The sequence below is a fragment of the Streptomyces sp. NPDC048462 genome, assembly GCF_043200175.1.
Classification (GTDB): domain Bacteria; phylum Actinomycetota; class Actinomycetes; order Streptomycetales; family Streptomycetaceae; genus Streptomyces.
In genome coordinates, this window is record NZ_JBICXG010000021.1 from 37,482 (window position 1) to 57,992 (window position 20,511).

20 protein-coding genes are annotated in these 20,511 nt (G+C 71.1%); 19 read left to right on the forward strand and 1 reads right to left on the reverse strand.

The window, feature by feature from the left end; genetic code table 11:
- Positions 1 to 55 precede the first annotated feature (55 nt).
- From aroC to nusB, 7 genes are all read left to right on the forward strand, one after another.
- Positions 56 to 1,240, forward strand: coding sequence for a chorismate synthase (gene aroC, locus ACGFU6_RS28720; protein ID WP_393615068.1), 1,185 nt, complete (start codon positions 56 to 58; stop codon positions 1,238 to 1,240).
- Positions 1,237 to 2,871 carry a 3-dehydroquinate synthase gene (aroB, locus tag ACGFU6_RS28725; RefSeq protein WP_393615069.1) on the forward strand — a complete coding sequence of 545 codons (1,635 nt, stop codon included), beginning with the start codon at positions 1,237 to 1,239 and terminating at the stop codon, positions 2,869 to 2,871. Before aroC ends, aroB begins: the two co-directional genes overlap by 4 nt.
- Positions 2,868 to 3,308, forward strand: coding sequence for a type II 3-dehydroquinate dehydratase (gene aroQ, locus ACGFU6_RS28730; protein ID WP_024491791.1), 441 nt, complete (start codon positions 2,868 to 2,870; stop codon positions 3,306 to 3,308). The genes aroB and aroQ overlap by 4 nt, the downstream gene beginning before the upstream one ends.
- A 139-nt stretch (positions 3,309 to 3,447) precedes the next feature.
- Positions 3,448 to 4,356 (forward strand): Pro-rich N-terminal domain-containing protein, encoded by a 909-nt coding sequence (locus ACGFU6_RS28735; protein WP_393615071.1) that lies wholly within the window; start codon positions 3,448 to 3,450, stop codon positions 4,354 to 4,356.
- Positions 4,357 to 4,462: 106 nt separating this feature from the next.
- Complete coding sequence (locus ACGFU6_RS28740) at positions 4,463 to 5,569, forward strand: aminopeptidase P family protein (protein ID WP_393615072.1); 1,107 nt, start codon at positions 4,463 to 4,465, stop codon at positions 5,567 to 5,569.
- Between the two features lie 50 nt (positions 5,570 to 5,619).
- Complete coding sequence (gene efp, locus ACGFU6_RS28745) at positions 5,620 to 6,186, forward strand: elongation factor P (protein ID WP_393615073.1); 567 nt, start codon at positions 5,620 to 5,622, stop codon at positions 6,184 to 6,186.
- 2 nt (positions 6,187 to 6,188) lie between these two features.
- Entirely contained in the window at positions 6,189 to 6,620 is a 432-nt protein-coding gene (gene nusB / locus ACGFU6_RS28750; RefSeq protein WP_393615075.1) for a transcription antitermination factor NusB, read from the forward strand.
- A gap of 169 nt (positions 6,621 to 6,789) precedes the next feature.
- On the opposite strand, the gene bldD is transcribed toward nusB, so the two are convergent.
- Positions 6,790 to 7,290, reverse strand: a complete 501-nt coding sequence (bldD, locus tag ACGFU6_RS28755; RefSeq protein ID WP_014157378.1) for a transcriptional regulator BldD — start codon at positions 7,288 to 7,290, stop codon at positions 6,790 to 6,792.
- A 222-nt stretch (positions 7,291 to 7,512) separates the two neighbouring features.
- Between bldD and pyrR the strand changes: the two genes are divergently transcribed.
- From pyrR to coaBC, 12 genes are all read left to right on the forward strand, one after another.
- Complete coding sequence (gene pyrR, locus ACGFU6_RS28760) at positions 7,513 to 8,097, forward strand: bifunctional pyr operon transcriptional regulator/uracil phosphoribosyltransferase PyrR (RefSeq protein WP_024490949.1); 585 nt, start codon at positions 7,513 to 7,515, stop codon at positions 8,095 to 8,097.
- An 87-nt stretch (positions 8,098 to 8,184) separates the two neighbouring features.
- A complete protein-coding gene (locus ACGFU6_RS28765; protein WP_393615076.1) occupies positions 8,185 to 9,180 on the forward strand; it encodes an aspartate carbamoyltransferase catalytic subunit in 996 nt (331 codons plus the stop codon).
- A 2-nt stretch (positions 9,181 to 9,182) separates the two neighbouring features.
- Positions 9,183 to 10,469: a dihydroorotase gene (locus ACGFU6_RS28770; RefSeq protein WP_393615078.1), complete on the forward strand. Its 1,287-nt coding sequence runs from the start codon at positions 9,183 to 9,185 to the stop codon at positions 10,467 to 10,469.
- The gene (locus ACGFU6_RS28775; RefSeq protein WP_393615080.1) at positions 10,466 to 11,053 is read left to right on the forward strand and encodes a hypothetical protein; all 588 of its coding nucleotides are present in this window, start codon (positions 10,466 to 10,468) and stop codon (positions 11,051 to 11,053) included. The genes ACGFU6_RS28770 and ACGFU6_RS28775 overlap by 4 nt, the downstream gene beginning before the upstream one ends.
- The gene (gene carA, locus ACGFU6_RS28780; protein WP_393615082.1) at positions 11,050 to 12,192 is read left to right on the forward strand and encodes a glutamine-hydrolyzing carbamoyl-phosphate synthase small subunit; all 1,143 of its coding nucleotides are present in this window, start codon (positions 11,050 to 11,052) and stop codon (positions 12,190 to 12,192) included. Before ACGFU6_RS28775 ends, carA begins: the two co-directional genes overlap by 4 nt.
- Complete coding sequence (carB, locus tag ACGFU6_RS28785) at positions 12,185 to 15,493, forward strand: carbamoyl-phosphate synthase large subunit (protein ID WP_393615084.1); 3,309 nt, start codon at positions 12,185 to 12,187, stop codon at positions 15,491 to 15,493. Before carA ends, carB begins: the two co-directional genes overlap by 8 nt.
- Positions 15,494 to 15,577: 84 nt before the next feature.
- The gene (locus ACGFU6_RS28790) at positions 15,578 to 16,687 is read left to right on the forward strand and encodes a quinone-dependent dihydroorotate dehydrogenase (RefSeq protein ID WP_393615086.1); all 1,110 of its coding nucleotides are present in this window, start codon (positions 15,578 to 15,580) and stop codon (positions 16,685 to 16,687) included.
- Entirely contained in the window at positions 16,684 to 17,523 is an 840-nt protein-coding gene (pyrF, locus tag ACGFU6_RS28795; RefSeq protein ID WP_393615088.1) for an orotidine-5'-phosphate decarboxylase, read from the forward strand. The genes ACGFU6_RS28790 and pyrF overlap by 4 nt, the downstream gene beginning before the upstream one ends.
- Positions 17,524 to 17,768: 245 nt before the next feature.
- Positions 17,769 to 18,092 (forward strand): integration host factor, encoded by a 324-nt coding sequence (locus ACGFU6_RS28800; protein ID WP_024490957.1) that lies wholly within the window; start codon positions 17,769 to 17,771, stop codon positions 18,090 to 18,092.
- Positions 18,093 to 18,130: 38 nt separating this feature from the next.
- On the forward strand, positions 18,131 to 18,748 hold the full coding sequence (gene gmk, locus ACGFU6_RS28805; protein WP_123528333.1) for a guanylate kinase: 618 nt from the start codon (positions 18,131 to 18,133) through the stop codon (positions 18,746 to 18,748).
- A gap of 90 nt (positions 18,749 to 18,838) precedes the next feature.
- A complete protein-coding gene (gene rpoZ / locus ACGFU6_RS28810) occupies positions 18,839 to 19,111 on the forward strand; it encodes a DNA-directed RNA polymerase subunit omega (RefSeq protein ID WP_003970369.1) in 273 nt (90 codons plus the stop codon).
- 144 nt (positions 19,112 to 19,255) lie between these two features.
- A complete protein-coding gene (gene coaBC / locus ACGFU6_RS28815) occupies positions 19,256 to 20,458 on the forward strand; it encodes a bifunctional phosphopantothenoylcysteine decarboxylase/phosphopantothenate--cysteine ligase CoaBC (protein WP_393615090.1) in 1,203 nt (400 codons plus the stop codon).
- Positions 20,459 to 20,511 lie beyond the last annotated feature (53 nt).

The following is a 20,511-nucleotide window of genomic DNA, read 5'->3' on the forward strand; positions in this document are numbered from 1 at the left end:
GGGCCGCGCACCCGGTCGCGCCGTTGGATTTCAGGCGCGAGCATGAGGAGCACCGTTGAGCAGGTTGCGCTGGCTGACCGCGGGGGAGTCGCACGGCCCCGCACTGGTGGCGACGCTGGAGGGTCTTCCCGCCGGTGTCCCGGTCACCACGGAGATGGTGGCGGACGCGCTCGCCCGGCGGCGGCTCGGATACGGCCGCGGCGCCCGGATGAAGTTCGAGCAGGACGAGGTCACCTTCCTCGGCGGCGTACGGCACGGGCTGACCATGGGTTCGCCGGTCGCCGTGATGGTGGGCAACACCGAGTGGCCCAAGTGGGAGCAGGTCATGTCGGCCGACCCGGTCGACCCCGACGTGCTGGCCGCACAGGCCCGCAACGCCCCGCTGACCCGCCCCCGGCCCGGCCATGCCGATCTCGCCGGCATGCAGAAGTACGGCTTCGACGAGGCCCGGCCGATCCTGGAGCGCGCCAGCGCCCGGGAGACCGCCGCGCGCGTCGCCCTAGGCGCCGTCGCCCGGTCGTACCTCAAGGAGACGGCCGGTATCGAGATCGTCAGCCATGTCGTGGAGCTGGCCGCGGCCAAGGCGCCGTACGGGGTCTACCCCGTCCCCGCCGACGTGGACAAGCTCGACGCCGACCCGGTGCGCTGCCTCGACGCCGACGCGAGCAAGCAGATGGTCGCCGAGATCGACCAGGCCCACAAGGACGGCGACACCCTCGGCGGTGTGGTCGAGGTGCTGGCGTACGGGGTGCCGGTCGGCCTCGGCTCGCACGTCCACTGGGACCGGCGGCTCGACGCCCGCCTCGCCGCGGCGCTCATGGGCATCCAGGCCATCAAGGGCGTCGAGGTCGGGGACGGCTTCGACCTGGCCCGGGTGCCGGGGTCGCAGGCGCATGACGAGATCCTGGCGACCGAGGACGGCATCAAGCGCGCCTCCGGCCGCTCCGGCGGCACCGAGGGCGGCCTCACCACCGGCGAGCTGCTGCGCGTGCGCGCCGCGATGAAGCCCATCGCGACCGTGCCGCGCGCACTGGCCACCATCGACGTGGTGACCGGTGAGCCCGCCAAGGCCCACCACCAGCGCTCCGATGTCTGTGCGGTCCCGGCCGCAGGGATCGTCGCGGAGGCGATGGTCGCGCTGGTGCTCGCCGACGCGGTCGCGGAGAAGTTCGGTGGCGACAGCGTCCCCGAGACCCACCGCAACGTGCAGTCGTACCTCGACAACCTGCAGATCCGATGAGCGCCCCGCTGATCGTCCTGGTCGGCCCGATGGGCGTCGGCAAGTCCACCGTGGGCGAGCTGCTCGCCGGACGGCTCGGCACCACCTACCGGGACACCGACGCGGATGTCGTCGCCACGGCCGGGAAGCCGATCGCGGAGATCTTCTACGACGAGGGCGAGGAGCGGTTCCGCGAGCTGGAGCGCGCGGCCGTGCGCGACGCGGTCGCCGGGCACACGGGCGTGCTCTCGCTCGGCGGCGGCGCCGTCCTCGACGAGACGACGCGGACCCTGCTGGCCGGCCACGCGGTCGTCTACCTCTCGATGGACGTCGACGAGGCGGTCAAGCGGGTCGGGCTGAACACCGCGCGCCCGCTGCTCGCCGTCAATCCGCGCCGGCAGTGGCGCGAACTCATGGAGGCCCGGCGCCACCTCTACACGGACGTGGCCCGCGCGGTCGTCGCGACCGACGAGCGCACACCGCAAGAGGTCGCCCAGGCGGTCCTCGAAGCACTGGAACTGCCGGACGCGCCGTCGTCCGGCCGGGAGAACGCAACGATGACCGACCAGGGACCCACTCGCATCCAGATCGCCGGCAGCGCGGGCACCGACCCGTACGAGGTGGTGATCGGCCGCCAGCTGCTGGGCGAGCTGCCCTCGTTCATCGGTGACCGCGTCAAGCGCGTCGCGGTCCTGCACCCCGAGGCACTCGCGGAGACCGGCGAGGCCGTCCGCCAGGACCTCGCGGACCAGGGCTACGAGGCCATCGCGATCCAGCTGCCGAACGCCGAGGAGGCCAAGACCGTCGAGGTCGCGGCCTACTGCTGGAAGGCGCTCGGCCAGACCGGCTTCACCCGCACGGACGTCATCGTCGGCGTGGGTGGCGGCGCCACCACGGACGTCGCCGGATTCGTCGCGGCGACCTGGCTGCGCGGAGTGCGCTGGATCGCCGTACCCACCACCGTGCTCGCCATGGTGGACGCGGCCGTCGGCGGCAAGACCGGCATCAACACCGCCGAGGGCAAGAACCTCGTCGGCGCCTTCCACCCGCCCGCCGGGGTGCTCTGCGACCTCGCCGCCCTCGACTCGCTGCCGGTCAACGACTACGTCAGTGGCATGGCCGAGATCATCAAGGCCGGCTTCATCGCGGACCCGTTGATCCTCGACCTCGTCGAGGCGGACCCGGAAGGCGCTCGCTCGCCGGCCGGACCGCACACCGCCGAGCTCATCGAGCGGGCCATCCGGGTCAAGGCAGAGGTCGTCTCCAGCGATCTCAAGGAGTCCGGGCTGCGCGAGATCCTCAACTACGGCCACACCCTGGCGCACGCGATCGAGAAGAACGAGCGCTACAAGTGGCGGCACGGCGCGGCCGTCTCGGTCGGCATGGTCTTCGCCGCCGAACTGGGCCGGCTGGCCGGACGGCTGGACGACGCGACCGCCGACCGGCACCGCGCCGTCCTGGAGTCCGTCGGGCTGCCGCTCACCTACCGCGGCGACCAGTGGCCCAAGCTGCTGGAGAACATGAAGGTCGACAAGAAGTCCCGCGGCGACCTGCTGCGCTTCATCGTCCTGGACGGCCTGGGCAAGCCCACCGTCCTGGAGGGCCCCGACCCGGCCGTTCTGCTCGCCGCGTACGGGGAGGTGTCGGCGTGACCCGACGGGTCCTCGTCCTCAACGGGCCCAACCTCGGCCGGCTGGGCTCCCGCGAGCCCGATGTCTACGGGGCCACCTCGTACGCCGGACTCGTCGAGGCCTGCCGCACGCTCGGCAAGGAGCTCGGCTTCGATGTCGACGTCCGGGAGACCAACGACGAGGGGGAGCTGATCCGCTGGCTGCACGAGGCCGCGGACGGTTCAATTCCGGTCGTTCTCAACCCCGGTGCGTTCACGCACTACTCGTACGGGATGCGGGACGCGGCAGCCCAGCGCACCGCCCCGCTGATCGAGGTGCACATCTCGAACCCGTACGCGCGGGAGGAATTCCGCCACAACTCCGTGGTCGCGCCCGTCGCCACCGGGACCGTGGCGGGATTCGGCATCGGCTCCTACCGGCTCGCGCTGCGGGCGCTGGCGGACGAACTGACGGACTGACGGACCGTCGCACCGGAGCCCCGACCCGGCCGTCGGGGCACTTCGCACCGCCCCCGGCCGTTGCCTGTGTGGCGGCCGGGGAAGGTACGGTTGCCGTTCCACCAGCGCCAGTTGCCTGTACGAGACGGAGTGCCACCGGATGCAGCACGCAGTGGGGGCACCGCTGCCGCCGCCCCACGGACCCGGAACCGGGCCTGTCGGATGGTCGCAGCAGGCCCAGCACCCCGGCCATCCCGGACCGCCGGGCCCGCCCCCGGCCGGTCCGCCCGGCCCGCCCCCGTCGGGCCGTCCCGTCCCGCCGCCCCCGGCCGGACGCCCCGCCGGGCCACCGCAGCCCCCGGCCGCCCAGCAGGCACAGGGCCAGGGCTGGAGCGGGCCCGCACCGCACCAGGCACCGGCGCCGGTCTCCCGGGAGAGCACCGGGCACATCCAGCTGCCTCCCGGCGGGCCCGTACCGCTGCCCGCGCCGCCCGCCGAGCCCGGCACCGGCACCGCGACCCTCGCCGTCCTCCTGATCGGGCCCGCGGGCGCCGGGAAGACCACCGTGGCCAAGCTCTGGGCGAGCCGCCGCCGGGTCCCCACCGCCCACGTCAGCCTCGACGACGTCCGGGAGTGGGTCTGCTCCGGCTTCGCGGACCCGCAGGCGGGGTGGAACGACCAGTCGGAGGCCCAGTACCGGCTGGCCCGCCGCACCTGCGGCTTCTCCGCCCGCAACTTCCTGGCCAACGGCATCTCCTGCATCCTCGACGACGCGGTCTTCCCGGACCGCCCCGTGGTCGGCCTCGGCGGCTGGAAGCGGCACGTGGGCCCCGGCCTGCTGCCCGTCGTCCTGCTGCCCGGCCTGGAAGTCGTCCTGGAGCGCAACGCCGCCCGCAGCGGCAACCGCCGGCTCTCCGACGAGGAGGTCGCCCGGATCCACGGCCGGATGGCCGGCTGGTACGGCTCCGGACTGCCGATCATCGACAACTCCACGTACGACGTGGAGACCACCGCCCGCGTCCTGGACGACATACTCGCCCGCTCCATAGCCAGCCCCCCGGCCTGGTAGCTCCCTGCCCGGTGGCCGCCCTGCCCGGTGGCCCCACCGCCCGCCCCGCACCCCGGTCGGGTGCGCTGACCGCGCGGGCCCGGGGCAGCGCTCGTACGCTCGATGCATGTCAGAGGTGTACGCCGTCCGACGCGGGCTGCTCCGCGACCGGTGCGCCGCCGTCGGATCCGCGGCCGCCCTGGTCTCCCGCCCCGCCAATGTCCGCTATCTGGCAGGGGGAGCGCCGCCGGGCGCCGTGCTGCTGCTCGGCCCCGACGAGGACGTTCTGCTCTGCCCGCGACCACCGGCCGGTGATCCGGCCGACGGACGTACCGACGAGCAGCTCCGGGTGGACCTGCTGTCGCTCACCGGTGGCGATCCGGTGGTCGCCGCCGCGGATCTGGCCACCTCCCGGGGTGCCGAGTCGCTGGCCGTCGAGGAGCACGATCTGACCGTCGCCCGGCACCGTGCCATGGGCGCGGTCGCCCCGAAGCTCCGGCTGGCCGACCTCGGGGTCACCGTCGAGCAGCTGCGCATCGTCAAGGACGAGGAGGAGATCGGCTGCCTGCGGATCGCCGCCGAGATCACCGACCAGGCGCTCGGTGAACTCCTCGAATCGATTCTGGTCGGCCGCACCGAACGCCATCTGGCGCTGGAACTGGAGCGCCGGCTGGTGGACCACGGCGCCGACGGTCCGGCCTTCGCCACCTCCGTCGCGACCGGTCCCAACTCCGGCCGGGGCCGTCACAGGCCCTCGGACCGAAGGGTGGAGGAAGGAGATTTCCTCTCCGTCTGCCTCGGTGCGAACTACCGCGGCTACCGGTGCGAGATCGGCCGCACCTTCGTCATCGGCACCGCTCCGGCCGACTGGCAGATCGAGCTCTACGACCTGGTTTTCGCCGCTCAGAGGGCTGGACGGGAGGCACTTGTGCCCGGCGCCGCCTACCGCGACGTGGACCGCGCGGCACGCCACCTCCTGGACTCGGCGGGCCACGGTGAGGGCCTTCCGGCCAGGACCGGGCACGGGGTGGGGCTCGAAATCGACGAGGACCCGCAACTGGCACCTGCGGCCATGGGTAAACTGGACGCTTGCGTGCCGGTCACCGTCGAACCGGGGGTCCACCTCCCGGGCCGGGGCGGGGTCCGGATCGATGACACGCTCGTCGTGCGCCCCGAGGCGGACGGCGGACCCGAGCTACTCACCATTACGACCAAGGAGCTGCTCGCGCTCTAGCGCGCATCCTCGGTCGTTCCACCAGCTTCAGTCCAGGAGATTCCGCAACCGTGGCTTCCACGAACGACCTCAAGAACGGCCTGGTGCTCAAGCTCGACGGAGGCCAGCTCTGGTCCGTCGTCGAGTTCCAGCACGTCAAGCCCGGCAAGGGCCCCGCCTTCGTGCGCACCAAGCTCAAGAACGTGCTCTCCGGCAAGGTCGTCGACAAGACGTTCAACGCCGGTGTGAAGGTCGAAACGGCCACCATTGACCGACGCGACATGCAGTTCTCGTACATGGACGGCGAGTACTTCGTCTTCATGGACATGGACACGTACGACCAGCTGATGGTCGACCGCAAGTCCGTCGGCGGCGCCGCCAACTTCCTGATCGAGGGCTTCACCGCCTCCGTCGCGCAGCACGAGGGCGAGGTGCTCTACGTCGAGCTGCCGGCCGCCGTCGAGCTCGTCATCCAGCACACGGACCCGGGCGTCCAGGGCGACCGTTCCACCGGTGGCACCAAGCCCGCCACGCTGGAGACCGGCTACGAGATCGGTGTCCCGCTCTTCATCACGACGGGCGAGAAGATCAAGGTCGACACCCGCTCGGGCGATTACCTCGGCCGGGTGAACAGCTAACCGTGGCTGCCCGGAACACGGCCCGCAAGCGTGCCTTCCAGATCCTCTTCGAGGCCGACCAGCGCGGTGAGTCCGTGAAGACGGTCCTCGCGGACTGGGTGCGGCACTCGCGGTCCGACACCCGTCAGCCGCCGGTCACCGAGTACACGATGGAGCTCGTCGAGGGGTACGCGCAGTACGCGGACCGGATCGACGACCTCATCGTCACCTACGCCGTGGACTGGGAGATCGACCGGATGCCGGTCGTCGACCGGAACATCCTGCGGCTCGGTGCGTACGAGCTGATCTGGGTGGACGCGACACCGGACGCGGTGGTGATCGACGAGGCGGTCCAGATCGCCAAGGAGTTCTCCACCGACGACTCCCCGTCCTTCGTGAACGGCTTGCTGGCCCGCTTCAAGGACCTCAAGCCGAACCTTCGCCGGGAGCAGTAGCCACCGGCGGCGCTCAGCCGACGAAGGGCCCACGGTCAGCAGACCGGGGGCCCTTCGTCGTACTGCGGCCCGTCCGCGGGGAACGGGCTGCCGGAAACAGGAACGCCGGAGCGGCGGGGCATCCGGGAAAGGGCCCCGCCGATCCGGCGGTACGTTTCTGCTGGGGCGCTCAGCCCTCGTCGTGGGCGACGGCGCGACGGGCGTCCGCGTCCAGCACACCCCAGCTGATCAGCTGTTCCGTGAGCACGGACGGGGACTGGTCGTAGATCACGGCGAGCGTGCGCAGGTCGTCCTGGCGGATCGAGAGCACCTTGCCGTTGTAGTCACCGCGCTGGCTCTGGATCGTCGCCGCGTAGCGCTGCAGCGGTCCGGCCTTCTCCGGCGGGACGTGGGCGAGGCGCTCCAGGTCCAGGACGAGCTTCGGCGGCGGCTCGGCGGCGCCGCCGGGCGTCGTACCGGGCAGGAGCTCCTGCACGGGGACCCCGTAGAAGTCGGCCAGCTCCGCGAGGCGCTGCACGGTCACGGCACGGTCACCGCGCTCGTACGAGCCCACTACGACGGCCTTCCAGCGGCCCTGGGACTTCTCCTCGACGCCATGGAGGGAGAGGCCCTGCTGGGTGCGGATGGCACGGAGCTTGGCCCCGAGCTGCTTTGCGTATTCGCTGGACATAAGGCTCCCGGGACGCTGGAACATTTCGCGGCTCCGCCGCGTGGCTGGTAACTCACTGTGAGGTTACGCAGCGTTACTTGGGTGCGTCAAGCTGAAAGGGTCGGTGCCGGTACCTCCCGGGGGTGCGACGAGGGCCCTGCACAAGCCCTGGTAACGTGGATGACGCAATTTCGACGTCCTTTAAGATCCGTCCGGTGAGGCGGAGAAGGAGGTCCGTTTCTTATGGACGCACAGCACGACGCCACCGGCAATGCGGCACGCCCCGTTCTCGAGGCTCCCGACATCGCCCGAGTACTGACCCGTATCGCCCACGAGATCGTCGAACGCGCCAAGGGCGCCGACGACGTGGTGCTTCTCGGCATCCCGACCCGGGGTGTCTACCTGGCCCGCCGGCTCGCCGACAAGCTCGAAGAGATCACCGGCCGGAAGATGCCGGTCGGCTCCCTCGACATCACGATGTACCGCGACGACCTGCGGATGCACCCGGCACGGGCCCTGGCCCGCACCGAGATCCCCGGCGAGGGCATCGAGGGCCGCCTGGTCGTCCTCGTCGACGACGTCCTCTTCTCCGGCCGCACGATCCGCGCCGCGCTCGACGCGCTCGGCGACATCGGCCGGCCCCGCGCGGTGCAGCTCGCGGTCCTCGTCGACCGCGGACACCGCGAACTCCCGATCCGCGCCGACTACGTCGGCAAGAACCTCCCCACGTCGCTGCGGGAGACGGTCAAGGTCCAGCTCGACGAGGAGGACGGCCGCGACGCCGTGCTGCTCGGTGCCGGGCGGACCGCCCCGGCGGGCGAGCAGTAACCGCACATCACGTACGGCCCACCCGCCGTACGGCGGCTTCCGCACGCCCGCACGCCTGAACCCTCCAGCCACCCGGAGAACACCCAGATGAAGCGTCACCTCATCTCGGCCGCCGACCTCACCCGCGACGACGCCGTCCTGATCCTCGACACCGCCGAGGAGATGGCCAGGGTCGCGGACCGGCCGATCAAGAAGCTCCCCACCCTGCGCGGCCGGACCGTCGTCAACCTCTTCTTCGAGGACTCGACGCGCACCCGCATCTCCTTCGAGGCGGCGGCCAAGCGGCTGTCCGCCGATGTCATCAACTTCTCCGCCAAGGGCTCGTCCGTCTCCAAGGGCGAGTCGCTCAAGGACACCGCCCTGACCCTGGAGGCGATGGGCGCCGACGCCGTCGTCATCCGGCACGGCGCCTCCGGGGCCCCCTACCGGCTGGCCACCTCCGGCTGGATCGACGGCGCGGTCGTCAACGCCGGCGACGGCACCCACGAGCACCCCACCCAGGCCCTCCTGGACGCCTTCACCATGCGCCGCAGGCTGGTCGGGGCCGACGCCGGACTCGGCAAGGACCTCGAAGGACGCCGGATCACGATCGTCGGCGACATCCTGCACAGCCGGGTCGCCCGCTCCAACGTCCACCTGCTGACCACCCTCGGCGCCCACGTCACCCTGGTGGCCCCGCCCACCCTGGTCCCGGTCGGCGTCGAGCACTGGCCGTGCGACGTCAGCTACAGCCTCGACAAAGTGCTGCCCGAGTCGGACGCGGTGATGATGCTGCGTGTGCAGCGTGAGCGGATGAACGCCGCGTACTTCCCGACCGAGCGCGAGTACTCCCGCCGCTACGGCCTGGACGGCGAGCGGATGGCGAGGATGCCCGGGGACGCCATCGTCATGCACCCCGGCCCGATGGTCCGGGGCATGGAGATCACCGCCGAGGTCGCCGACTCCGACCGCTGCACGGTCGTCGAGCAGGTCGCCAACGGGGTCTCCATCCGGATGGCCGTGCTCTACCTGCTGCTGGGCGGCTCCGGACCCGCCGCCCCGTCCAACCCGTCGCCCGCCGCCCGTACCGAGGAGAACAAGTAACCATGAGCAAGATCCTTATCCGCGGCGCGAAGATCCTCGGTGGCGAGCCGAGTGACGTCCTCATCGACGGCGAGACCGTCGCGGCCGTCGGCACCGGCCTCGACGCCGGCGACGCCACGGTCATCGAGGCGGCGGGCCAGATCCTGCTGCCCGGCCTGGTCGACCTCCACACCCACCTGCGCGAGCCCGGCCGGGAGGACTCCGAGACCGTCCTGACCGGTACCAGGGCCGCCGCGGCCGGCGGCTTCACCGCCGTCCACGCGATGGCCAACACCTTCCCGGTCGCCGACACCGCCGGAGTCGTCGAGCAGGTCTGGCGGCTCGGCAGGGAGTCCGGCTACTGCGACGTGCAGCCCATCGGCGCCGTCACCGTCGGCCTGGAGGGCAAGCAGCTCGCCGAGCTCGGCGCCATGCACGACTCGGCCGCCGGGGTGAAGGTCTTCTCCGACGACGGCAAGTGCGTCGACGACGCGGTGATCATGCGCCGCGCCCTGGAGTACGTGAAGGCGTTCGACGGCGTCGTCGCCCAGCACGCCCAGGAACCCCGCCTCACCGAGGGCGCCCAGATGAACGAGGGCATCGTCTCGGCCGAGCTCGGCCTCGGCGGCTGGCCCGCCGTCGCCGAGGAGTCGATCATCGCCCGCGACGTCCTGCTCGCCGCGCACGTCGGCTCCCGGGTGCACATCTGCCACCTGTCGACCGCCGGCTCCGTCGAGATCGTCCGCTGGGCCAAGTCCAAGGGCTGGAACGTCACCGCCGAGGTCACCCCGCACCACCTGCTCCTCACCGACGAGCTCGTACGCTCCTACAACCCGGTCTACAAGGTGAACCCGCCGCTGCGCACCGAGGCCGACGTGCTGGCCCTGCGCGAGGCCCTCGCGGACGGAACCATCGACTGCGTCGCCACCGACCACGCCCCGCACCCGCACGAGGACAAGGACTGCGAGTGGGCCGCGGCCGCCATGGGCATGGTGGGCCTGGAGACCGCGCTCTCCGTGGTCCAGCAGACGATGGTGGAGACCGGACTCCTCGACTGGGCCGGCGTCGCCGACCGGATGTCGCTGCGCCCGGCCGCCATCGGCCGGCTGGACGGCCACGGCCGCCCCGTCGCCGCCGGTGAGCCCGCCAACCTCACCCTGGTCGATCCGGCATACCGTGGAGCGGTGGACCCCGCGGGCTTCGCCTCCCGCAGCCGCAACACTCCCTACGAGGGACGCGAGCTGCCGGGCCGAGTGACCCACACCTTCCTGCGGGGCCGTGCCACGGTCGTCGACGGGAAGCTCGCGTGACAACACTCAGCCCCAAATTTCAGCTGTACCAACTGGCCGCCGAGCGGAAGTCGGCGGAGGTCACCGACTGGTCCGCCCGGATCAGCTGGGTGATCGGACTGGCCGTCCTGGTCGCCTTCGTCTACTGGCTGATGCGCCAGGGATGGAAGTGGCGCGGCAGCCTCCAGTCCGGTCTGTCCGACCTCGCGACCCGCCCGGACGGCTTCGCGGACGGCGAGAAGCTGCTCACCCTGACCGGGCGCTACCACGCCTCGACGACGGCCGGGCAGTGGCTCGACCGCATCGTCGCCCACGGCCTCGGCACCCGCAGCCGCGTCGAGCTCACGCTCACCGAGCAGGGCCTCGACGTCGTACGGCCCGGCGCGGCGGACTTCTTCGTCCCCGCCGCCGACCTGCGCGAGGCCAGGACCGACAAGGCACTCGCCGGCAAGGTCCTGCCCGAGGGCGGCCTCCTGGTGATCACCTGGGCGCTCGGCGACCGGCTGATCGACTCCGGATTCCGCTCCGACCACTCGGCCGAACACCCTGCCTGGGTCGAGGCCGTCAACCACCTCACCAGCTCTACGGAAGGCACCGCACGATGACGATCTCCACCCGGGGAGCCGGCAAAGCTCCCGCCGTACTCGTCCTGGAGGACGGCCGCGCCTTCCGCGGCCGCGCCTACGGGGCTGTGGGGGAGACCTTCGGCGAGGCGGTTTTCTCCACCGGCATGACCGGCTACCAGGAGACGCTGACCGACCCCTCGTACCACCGCCAGGTCGTCGTGATGACCGCCCCGCACGTCGGCAACACCGGTGTGAACGACGAGGACCCCGAGTCGAAGCGGATCTGGGTCTCCGGCTACGTCGTGCGCGACCCCGCCCGCACCCCCTCCAACTGGCGCTCGCAGCGCTCGCTCGACGACGAGCTCACGGCGCAGGGCGTCGTCGGGATCAGCGGCATCGACACCCGCGCCCTCACCCGCCACCTGCGCGAGCGCGGCGCGATGCGCGTCGGCATCTTCTCCGGCGGCGCGCTCGCCGACGAGGGCACGCTCCTCGCCAGGGTGCGCCAGGCCCCCGAGATGAGCGGCGCCGACCTCTCCGCCGAGGTCGCCACCAAGGAGGCCTACGTCGTCCCCGCGATCGGCACCAAGAAGTTCACCGTCGCCGCGATCGACCTCGGCATCAAGGGCATGACCCCGCACCGGATGGCCGAACGCGGCATCGAGGTGCACGTCCTGCCCGCCACCGCCACGCTGGAGGAGGTGTACGCGGTCGCCCCCGACGGCGTCTTCTTCTCCAACGGCCCCGGCGACCCGTCCACCGCCGACCACCCGGTCTCCGTCATGCAGGGAGTCCTGGAGCGGAAGACGCCGCTCTTCGGCATCTGCTTCGGCAACCAGATCCTGGGCCGCGCGCTCGGCTTCGGCACCTACAAGCTGAAGTACGGCCACCGCGGCATCAACCAGCCCGTGCAGGACCGCTCGACCGGCAAGGTCGAGGTCACCGCGCACAACCACGGTTTCGCCGTCGACGCCCCGCTCGACAAGGTCTCCGACACCGCCTACGGGCGGGCCGAGGTCTCCCACGTCTGCCTGAACGACCAGGTCGTCGAGGGCCTCCAGCTCCTGGACCGGCCGGCCTTCAGCGTCCAGTACCACCCCGAAGCGGCCGCCGGCCCGCACGACGCCGCGTACCTCTTCGACCGCTTCGTATCCCTGATGGAGGACCAGCGTGCCTAAGCGCTCCGATATCCAGTCCGTCCTGGTCATCGGCTCCGGTCCGATCGTCATCGGCCAGGCCGCCGAGTTCGACTACTCCGGCACCCAGGCCTGCCGCGTCCTCAAGGCCGAGGGCCTGCGCGTCATCCTGGTGAACTCCAACCCGGCGACGATCATGACCGACCCGGAGATCGCCGACGCCACCTACGTCGAGCCGATCACCCCCGAGTTCGTCGAGAAGATCATCGCCAAGGAGCGCCCCGACGCGCTGCTCCCCACCCTGGGCGGCCAGACCGCGCTGAACACCGCGATCTCCATGCACGAGAACGGTGTCCTGGAGAAGTACGGCGTCGAGCTCATCGGTGCCAACGTCGAGGCCATCAACAAGGGCGAGGACCGCGAGCTCTTCAAGGGCGTCGTCGAGGCCGTCAAGGCGAAGATCGGCTACGGCGAGTCCGCCCGCTCGGTCATCTGCCACTCCATGGACGACATCATGAAGGGCGTCGACACGCTCGGCGGTTACCCCGTCGTCGTCCGCCCCTCCTTCACCATGGGCGGCGCCGGCTCCGGCTTCGCCCACGACGAGGAGGAGCTGCGCCGCATCGCCGGACAGGGCCTCACGCTCTCCCCGACCACCGAGGTGCTCCTGGAGGAGTCCATCCTCGGCTGGAAGGAGTACGAGCTGGAGCTGATGCGCGACCGCAACGACAACGTCGTGGTCGTCTGCTCCATCGAGAACTTCGACCCGATGGGCGTCCACACCGGTGACTCGATCACCGTCGCCCCGTCGATGACCCTCACCGACCGCGAGTACCAGCGGCTGCGCGACATCGGCATCGCGATCATCCGCGAGGTCGGCGTCGACACCGGTGGCTGCAACATCCAGTTCGCCATCGACCCGGTCGACGGCCGGGTCATCGTGATCGAGATGAACCCGCGCGTCTCCCGCTCCTCGGCGCTGGCGTCGAAGGCCACCGGCTTCCCGATCGCCAAGATCGCCGCCAAGCTGGCCGTCGGCTACACGCTCGACGAGATCCCCAACGACATCACCGAGAAGACCCCGGCCTCCTTCGAGCCGACCCTCGACTACGTCGTTGTCAAGGCCCCGCGCTTCGCGTTCGAGAAGTTCCCCTCCGCCGACTCCACCCTCACCACCACCATGAAGTCGGTGGGCGAGGCCATGGCGATCGGCCGGAACTTCACCGAGGCGCTGCAGAAGGCACTGCGCTCGCTGGAGAAGAAGGGCTCGCAGTTCGCCTTCACCGGCGAGCCCGGCGACAAGGCCGAGCTGCTGGCCGAGGCGGTCCGCCCGACCGACGGCCGCATCAACACCGTCATGCAGGCGATCCGGGCCGGCGCCACCCAGGAGGAGGTCTTCGAGTTCACGAAGATCGACCCCTGGTTCGTCGACCAGCTCTTCCTCATCAAGGAGATCGCCGACGAGTTGGCCGCCGCCGACGAACTGGTGCCCGAGCTGCTGGCCGACGCCAAGCGGCACGGCTTCTCGGACGTCCAGATCGCCGAGATCCGCGGCTTGCGCGAGGACGTCGTGCGCGAGGTGCGGCACGCGCTCGGCATCCGCCCGGTCTACAAGACGGTCGACACCTGCGCCGCCGAGTTCGCCGCGAAGACGCCGTACTTCTACTCCTCCTACGACGAGGAGAGCGAGGTCGCACCCCGCACCAAGCCCGCGGTGATCATCCTCGGCTCCGGCCCCAACCGCATCGGCCAGGGCATCGAGTTCGACTACTCCTGTGTCCACGCCTCCTTCGCGCTGAGCGACGCCGGCTACGAGACCGTGATGGTCAACTGCAACCCGGAGACCGTCTCCACGGACTACGACACCTCCGACCGCCTGTACTTCGAGCCGCTGACGCTGGAGGACGTGCTGGAGATCGTCCACGCGGAGTCCCTCGCGGGCCCGATCGCGGGCGTCATCGTCCAGCTCGGCGGCCAGACCCCGCTGGGCCTGGCCCAGGCGCTCAAGGACAACGGCGTGCCCGTCGTCGGCACCCCGCCGGAGGCCATCCACGCCGCCGAGGACCGGGGCGCCTTCGGCCAGGTCCTGGCCGAGGCCGGACTGCCCGCGCCCAAGCACGGCACCGCCACCACCTTCGCCGGGGCCAAGGCCATCGCCGACGAGATCGGCTACCCCGTCCTCGTACGCCCCTCGTACGTGCTCGGCGGCCGGGGCATGGAGATCGTCTACGACGAGACCCGCCTCGCCGCGTACATCTCCGAGTCCACCGAGATCAGCCCCACCCGGCCGGTCCTGGTCGACCGCTTCCTCGACGACGCGATCGAGATCGACGTCGACGCGCTCTACGACGGCACCGAGCTCTACCTCGGCGGCGTCATGGAGCACATCGAGGAGGCCGGCATCCACTCCGGTGACTCCGCCTGCGCACTGCCCCCGATCACCCTCGGCGGCTACGACATCAAGCGGCTGCGCGCCTCCACCGAAGGCATCGCCAAGGGCGTCGGCGTCCGCGGACTGATCAACATCCAGTTCGCGCTCTCCGGCGACATCCTCTACGTCCTGGAGGCCAACCCGCGCGCCTCGCGGACCGTCCCCTTCACCTCGAAGGCGACCGCGGTCCCGCTCGCCAAGGCCGCCGCCCGGATCTCGCTGGGCGCGACCGTCGCGGAGCTGCGCGAGGAGGGCCTGCTGCCCAGGCACGGCGACGGCGGCACCCTGCCGCTGGACGCGCCGATCTCCGTCAAGGAGGCCGTCATGCCGTGGTCGCGCTTCCGCGACATCCAGGGCCGCGGCGTCGACACGGTCCTCGGCCCGGAGATGCGCTCCACCGGCGAGGTCATGGGCATCGACTCCGTCTTCGGTACCGCGTACGCCAAGTCGCAGGCGGGCGCCTACGGCCCGCTGCCCACCAAGGGCCGCGCCTTCATCTCGGTGGCCAACCGCGACAAGCGCACGATGATCTTCCCGGCCCGCGAGCTGGTCGCCCACGGCTTCGAGCTGATGGCCACCTCCGGCACCGCCGAGGTCCTCAAGCGCAACGGCATCAACGCCCGCGTCGTGCGCAAGCAGTCCGAGGGCGAGGGCCCGAACGGTGAGAAGACCATCGTCCAGCTGATCCACGACGGCGAGGTCGACCTCATCGTCAACACGCCGTACGGGACCGGCGGCCGGCTCGACGGCTACGAGATCCGCACCGCGGCCGTGGCCCGCTCCGTACCGTGCCTGACCACGGTCCAGGCGCTCGCCGCGGCGGTCCAGGGCATCGACGCCCTCAACCACGGCGACGTGGGGGTCCGCTCCCTCCAGGAACACGCGGAACATCTGACCGCGGCCCGCGACTAGCCCGCTCCCAGGGGGACACCGGAAACGGTGTCCCCCTCTTCGCGAGCCCACCGCCTCTCCGCGAGAACACCGAGGACACCCCCGATGTACAAACTCTTCTTCCGACTGGTCTTCAAGCGCATGGACCCGGAGCGGGCCCACTACGCCGCGTTCCGCTGGATCCGCCTCGCCGCCCGGACCCCGGTCCTGCGCACCTTCGTCGCCGCCGCACTCGCACCCCGCTACCGGGAGCTGCGCACCGAGGCCCTCGGGCTGCGGATGCACGGCCCCTTCGGCCTCGCCGCCGGCTTCGACAAGAACGCCGTCGCGATCGACGGCATGTCGATGCTCGGCTTCGACCACATCGAGATCGGCACGGTCACCGGCGAACCGCAGCCGGGCAACCCGAAGAAGCGGCTGTTCCGCCTCGTCGCGGACCGTGCCCTCATCAACCGCATGGGCTTCAACAACGAGGGCTCCGCCGCCGTGGCCGCGCGCCTGGCCGCCCGTGTGCCGGTCTTGCGGACCACGGTCGGCGTCAACATCGGCAAGACCAAGGTCGTCCCGGAGGCGGAGGCCGCCGCCGACTACGTGAAGTCCACCGAGCGGCTCGCCGCCCACGCCGACTACCTCGTCGTCAACGTCTCCTCGCCGAACACCCCGGGCCTGCGCAACCTCCAGGCCACCGAGTCGCTGCGCCCGCTGCTGTCCGCCGTGCGCGAGGCCGCCGACCGGACCGTCACCGGGCGCCGGGTCCCGCTGCTCGTCAAGATCGCCCCCGACCTCGCCGACGAGGACATCGACGCCGTCGCGGACCTCGCGGTCGAGCTCGGCCTGGACGGCATCATCGCCACCAACACCACCATCGCCCGCGACACCCTGGGCCTGAGGTCCTCGCCGTCGCTGACCGGAGAGACCGGCGGGCTGTCCGGCGCACCCCTCAAGGAACGCTCCCTGGCGGTCGTGAGCCGCCTCTACGCGCGAGTGGGGGACCGGATCACCCTGGTGGGCGTCGGAGGCATCGAGAACGCCGAGGACGCCTGGCAGCGCATCCTCGCCGGTGCCACGCTCGTCCAGGGCTACAGCGCCTTCATCTACGAGGGTCCGTTCTACGCCCGGTCGATCCACAAGGGCCTGGCCGCGCGCCTGGCCGCCTCCCCGTACGCCACCCTCGCCGACGCGGTCGGCGCGGAAACCCGGAAGGCCGTGAAGTGACCCCGGAACCCTTCGGCGCACGACTGCGCCGCGCCATGGACACCCGTGGCCCGCTCTGTGTAGGCATCGACCCGCACGCCTCCCTGCTCACCTCCTGGGGGCTGAACGACGACGTCGCGGGCCTGGAGCGGTTCACCCGCACGGTCGTCGAGGCGCTGGCGGACCGGGTCGCCGTGCTCAAGCCCCAGTCGGCGTTCTTCGAGCGCTTCGGCTCGCGCGGCACCGCCGTCCTGGAGAAGGCCGTCGAGGAGGCCCGCGCGGCCGGCGCGCTGGTCCTGATGGACGCCAAGCGCGGCGACATCGGCTCCACCATGGGCGCCTACGCGGCCACCTACCTGGACAAGGACTCGCCGCTGTTCTCCGACGCGGTCACCGTCTCGCCGTACCTCGGCTTCGGCTCGCTGCGGCCGGCGCTGGACGCGGCCGAGATCTCCGGCTCGGGGGTCTTCGTGCTCGCCCTCACCTCCAACCCGGAGGGCGCCGAGGTACAGCGCGCCACCGCGGCCGACGGCCGCTCGCTGGCCCAGCTGATGCTCGACCACATGGCCGCCGAGAACGAGGGCGCCACGCCGCTCGGCTCGGTCGGCGCGGTCGTCGGAGCCACGCTCGGGGAGGCGGGTGCGGACCTCGCGATCAACGGGCCGCTGCTCGCGCCCGGGATCGGCGCGCAGGGGGCGACCCCCGCGGATCTGCCGGGGGTCTTCGGGGACGCGGTGCGCAATGTGCTGCCCAGCGTGAGCCGGGGCGTGCTGCGCCACGGTCCGGACGCGGCAGGGCTGCGCGAAGCGGCCGAGCGGTTCGCGGACGAGGTCCGCGCGGCCGTCTCGGACGGCTGACCATCCCACGTAACAGCGTGTTGACGTAATCCTGACCAAAAAACTCGGCTGTTATGCCAGGAATGTCCTGGTCGGCAAAGGCTGACCAGGACTTTTCGTCTGTTCTCGCTGACTCCGGCGGCCCTGGCCGCTAGTCTCCGTCGAGAGCCAACGCGCACAGGTTGTTCGTTGCTCACCAGGTGAGGGGCGATCCAGTTGCCTCACCGGTCCGTATCCGACAGATCGACATCCGAGGTGACGTAGGCGTGGCTCTTCCGCCCCTTACCCCTGAACAGCGCGCAGCCGCGCTCGAAAAGGCCGCCGCGGCTCGCCGGGAGCGGGCCGAGGTCAAGAATCGACTCAAGCACTCCGGCGCCTCCCTCCACGAGGTCATCAAGTCGGGCCAGGAGAACGACGTCATCGGGAAGATGAAGGTCTCCGCCCTGCTGGAGTCCCTGCCCGGCGTGGGCAAGGTCCGCGCCAAGCAGATCATGGAGCGGCTCGGCATCTCCGAGAGCCGCCGAGTGCGGGGTCTTGGCTCCAACCAGATCGCATCCCTGGAGCGTGAGTTCGGCGGCAGTCCCGCCTGACGTTCTCAGGCACTCCTGAGAACCTGGATAATCGCTCCATGGCTGCAACATCCCGGGGGACGTCCCCCGTACCCCCGGACGCACGTCCGCGGCTGACCGTGCTCTCCGGCCCCTCGGGGGTCGGCAAGAGCACGGTCGTCGCGCACATGCGCAAGGTCCACCCCGAGGTATGGCTCTCCGTGTCGGCGACGACCCGCAAGCCCCGCCCCGGCGAACGCAACGGTGTCCACTACTTCTTCGTGGACAACGAGGAGTTCGACAAGCTGATCGCCAACGGCGAGCTGCTGGAGTGGGCCGAGTTCGCCGGCAACCGCTACGGCACGCCGCGCCGCGCCGTGCAGGAGCGGCTCGAGGCGGGTGAGCCGGTACTGCTGGAGATCGATCTCCAGGGTGCCCGGCTGGTCAGGCAGTCGATGGCCGACGCGCAGCTGGTCTTCCTGGCGCCCCCGAGCTGGGACGAGCTGGTCCGCCGGCTCACCGGCCGAGGCACCGAGGCGCCCGCCGTGATCGAACGCCGGCTCGGCGCGGCCAAGATCGAACTGGCCGCCGAATCCGAGTTCGATACGACGCTTGTCAATACCTCCGTCGAGGATGTGGCACGTGAGCTGCTAGCCTTGATGCTGGAGGCTTCCGGCCACCGTGCCGCCGGCGACTGAACGAACGGGTCGCACCGACACGGGACCGCACCACACAGCCCCTGAGTGTCAAAGATTTCTTTGATCTTCACCCCCTTCGGAAGGCAGAGAGTGTCCTCTTCCATCACCACGCCCGAGGGCATCATCAACCCGCCGATTGATGAGCTCCTCGAAGCAACCGACTCGAAGTACAGCCTCGTGATCTACGCAGCCAAGCGCGCGCGCCAGATCAACGCGTACTACTCGCAGCTCGGTGAGGGACTCCTCGAGTACGTCGGCCCGCTCGTCGACACCCACGTGCACGAGAAGCCGCTCTCGATCGCACTCCGCGAGATCAACGCGGGCCTGCTCACCTCCGAGGCCATCGAGGGCCCCGCGCAGTAGCGGCAGAAGCACCTTCACCACGGGCCCGGCGGTCACCACCGCCGGGCCCGTGGTGTGTCCGGGGCGGCGGACCGGTGTCCGCGACGGTGAGGCAGCATGGGTGCGTACGTGTCCGATTCACGTACCCGAGTGCGGGGAGACGCAGTGGAGAAGCCGAAGGTCGTTCTGGGCGTCAGCGGCGGCATCGCCGCGTACAAGGCGTGCGAGCTGCTGCGGCGGCTGACCGAGTCCGGCCACGACGTACGGGTCGTGCCGACCGAGGCGTCGCTCCACTTCGTCGGCGCGGCCACCTGGTCGGCGCTCTCCGGCCACCCGGTGTCGACCGAGGTCTGGAACGACGTCCACGAGGTCCCGCACGTGCGGATCGGCCAGCACGCCGACCTCGTCGTCGTCGCGCCCGCCACCGCCGACATGCTCGCCAAGGCCGCCCACGGCCTGGCCGACGACCTGCTGACGAACACCCTGCTCACCGCCCGCTGTCCGGTCGTCTTCGCGCCCGCCATGCACACCGAGATGTGGGAGCACCCCGCCACCCAGGAGAACGTCGCCACGCTGCGCCGCCGGGGTGCCGTGGTCATCGAGCCCGCCGTGGGCCGTCTCACCGGCGTGGACACCGGCAAGGGCAGGCTGCCCGACCCGGCGGAGATCTTCGAGGTCTGCCGGCGCGTGCTGGCCTGCGGGCCCGTCGCCCCGGACCTGGTGGGCCGTCACGTGGTGATCAGCGCCGGCGGCACCCGGGAACCGCTCGACCCGGTCCGCTTCCTGGGCAACCGCTCCTCCGGGAAGCAGGGTTACGCACTGGCTCGCACCGCGGTCGCCCGCGGCGCGCGGGTCACGCTCGTCGAGGCCAACACCGGCCTGCCCGACCCGTCCGGGGCCGACGTCGTCCGGGCCGGCACCGCGATGCAGCTGCGCGAGGCGGTGCTGAAGGCGGCGGCGGACGCGGACGTCGTGGTCATGGCGGCGGCGGTGGCCGACTTCCGCCCGGCCGAGTACGCCACCGGGAAGATCAAGAAGAAGGACGGCCAGGAGCCCGCGCCGATCACCCTGGTCCGCAACCCGGACATCCTCGCGGAGGTCGCCGGGCGGCGCGCCCGGCCGGAACAGATCGTCGTCGGCTTCGCCGCCGAGACCGACGACGTCCTGGCCAACGGGCGCGAGAAGCTACGCCGCAAGGGCTGCGACCTGCTGGTGGTCAACGAGGTCGGGGAGCGCAGGACCTTCGGGTCCGAGGAGAACGAGGCCGTGGTGCTCGCGGCCGACGGCGAGGAGACCCCGGTGCCGTTCGGGCCCAAGGAAGCGCTCGCCGACACGGTCTGGGACCTCGTGTCGCCGCGTCTTGCGTGAATTTCGTGTGTCCCCGACGCGAGGGCCCCGATCCCTTGGGAAACGGGGCAGAA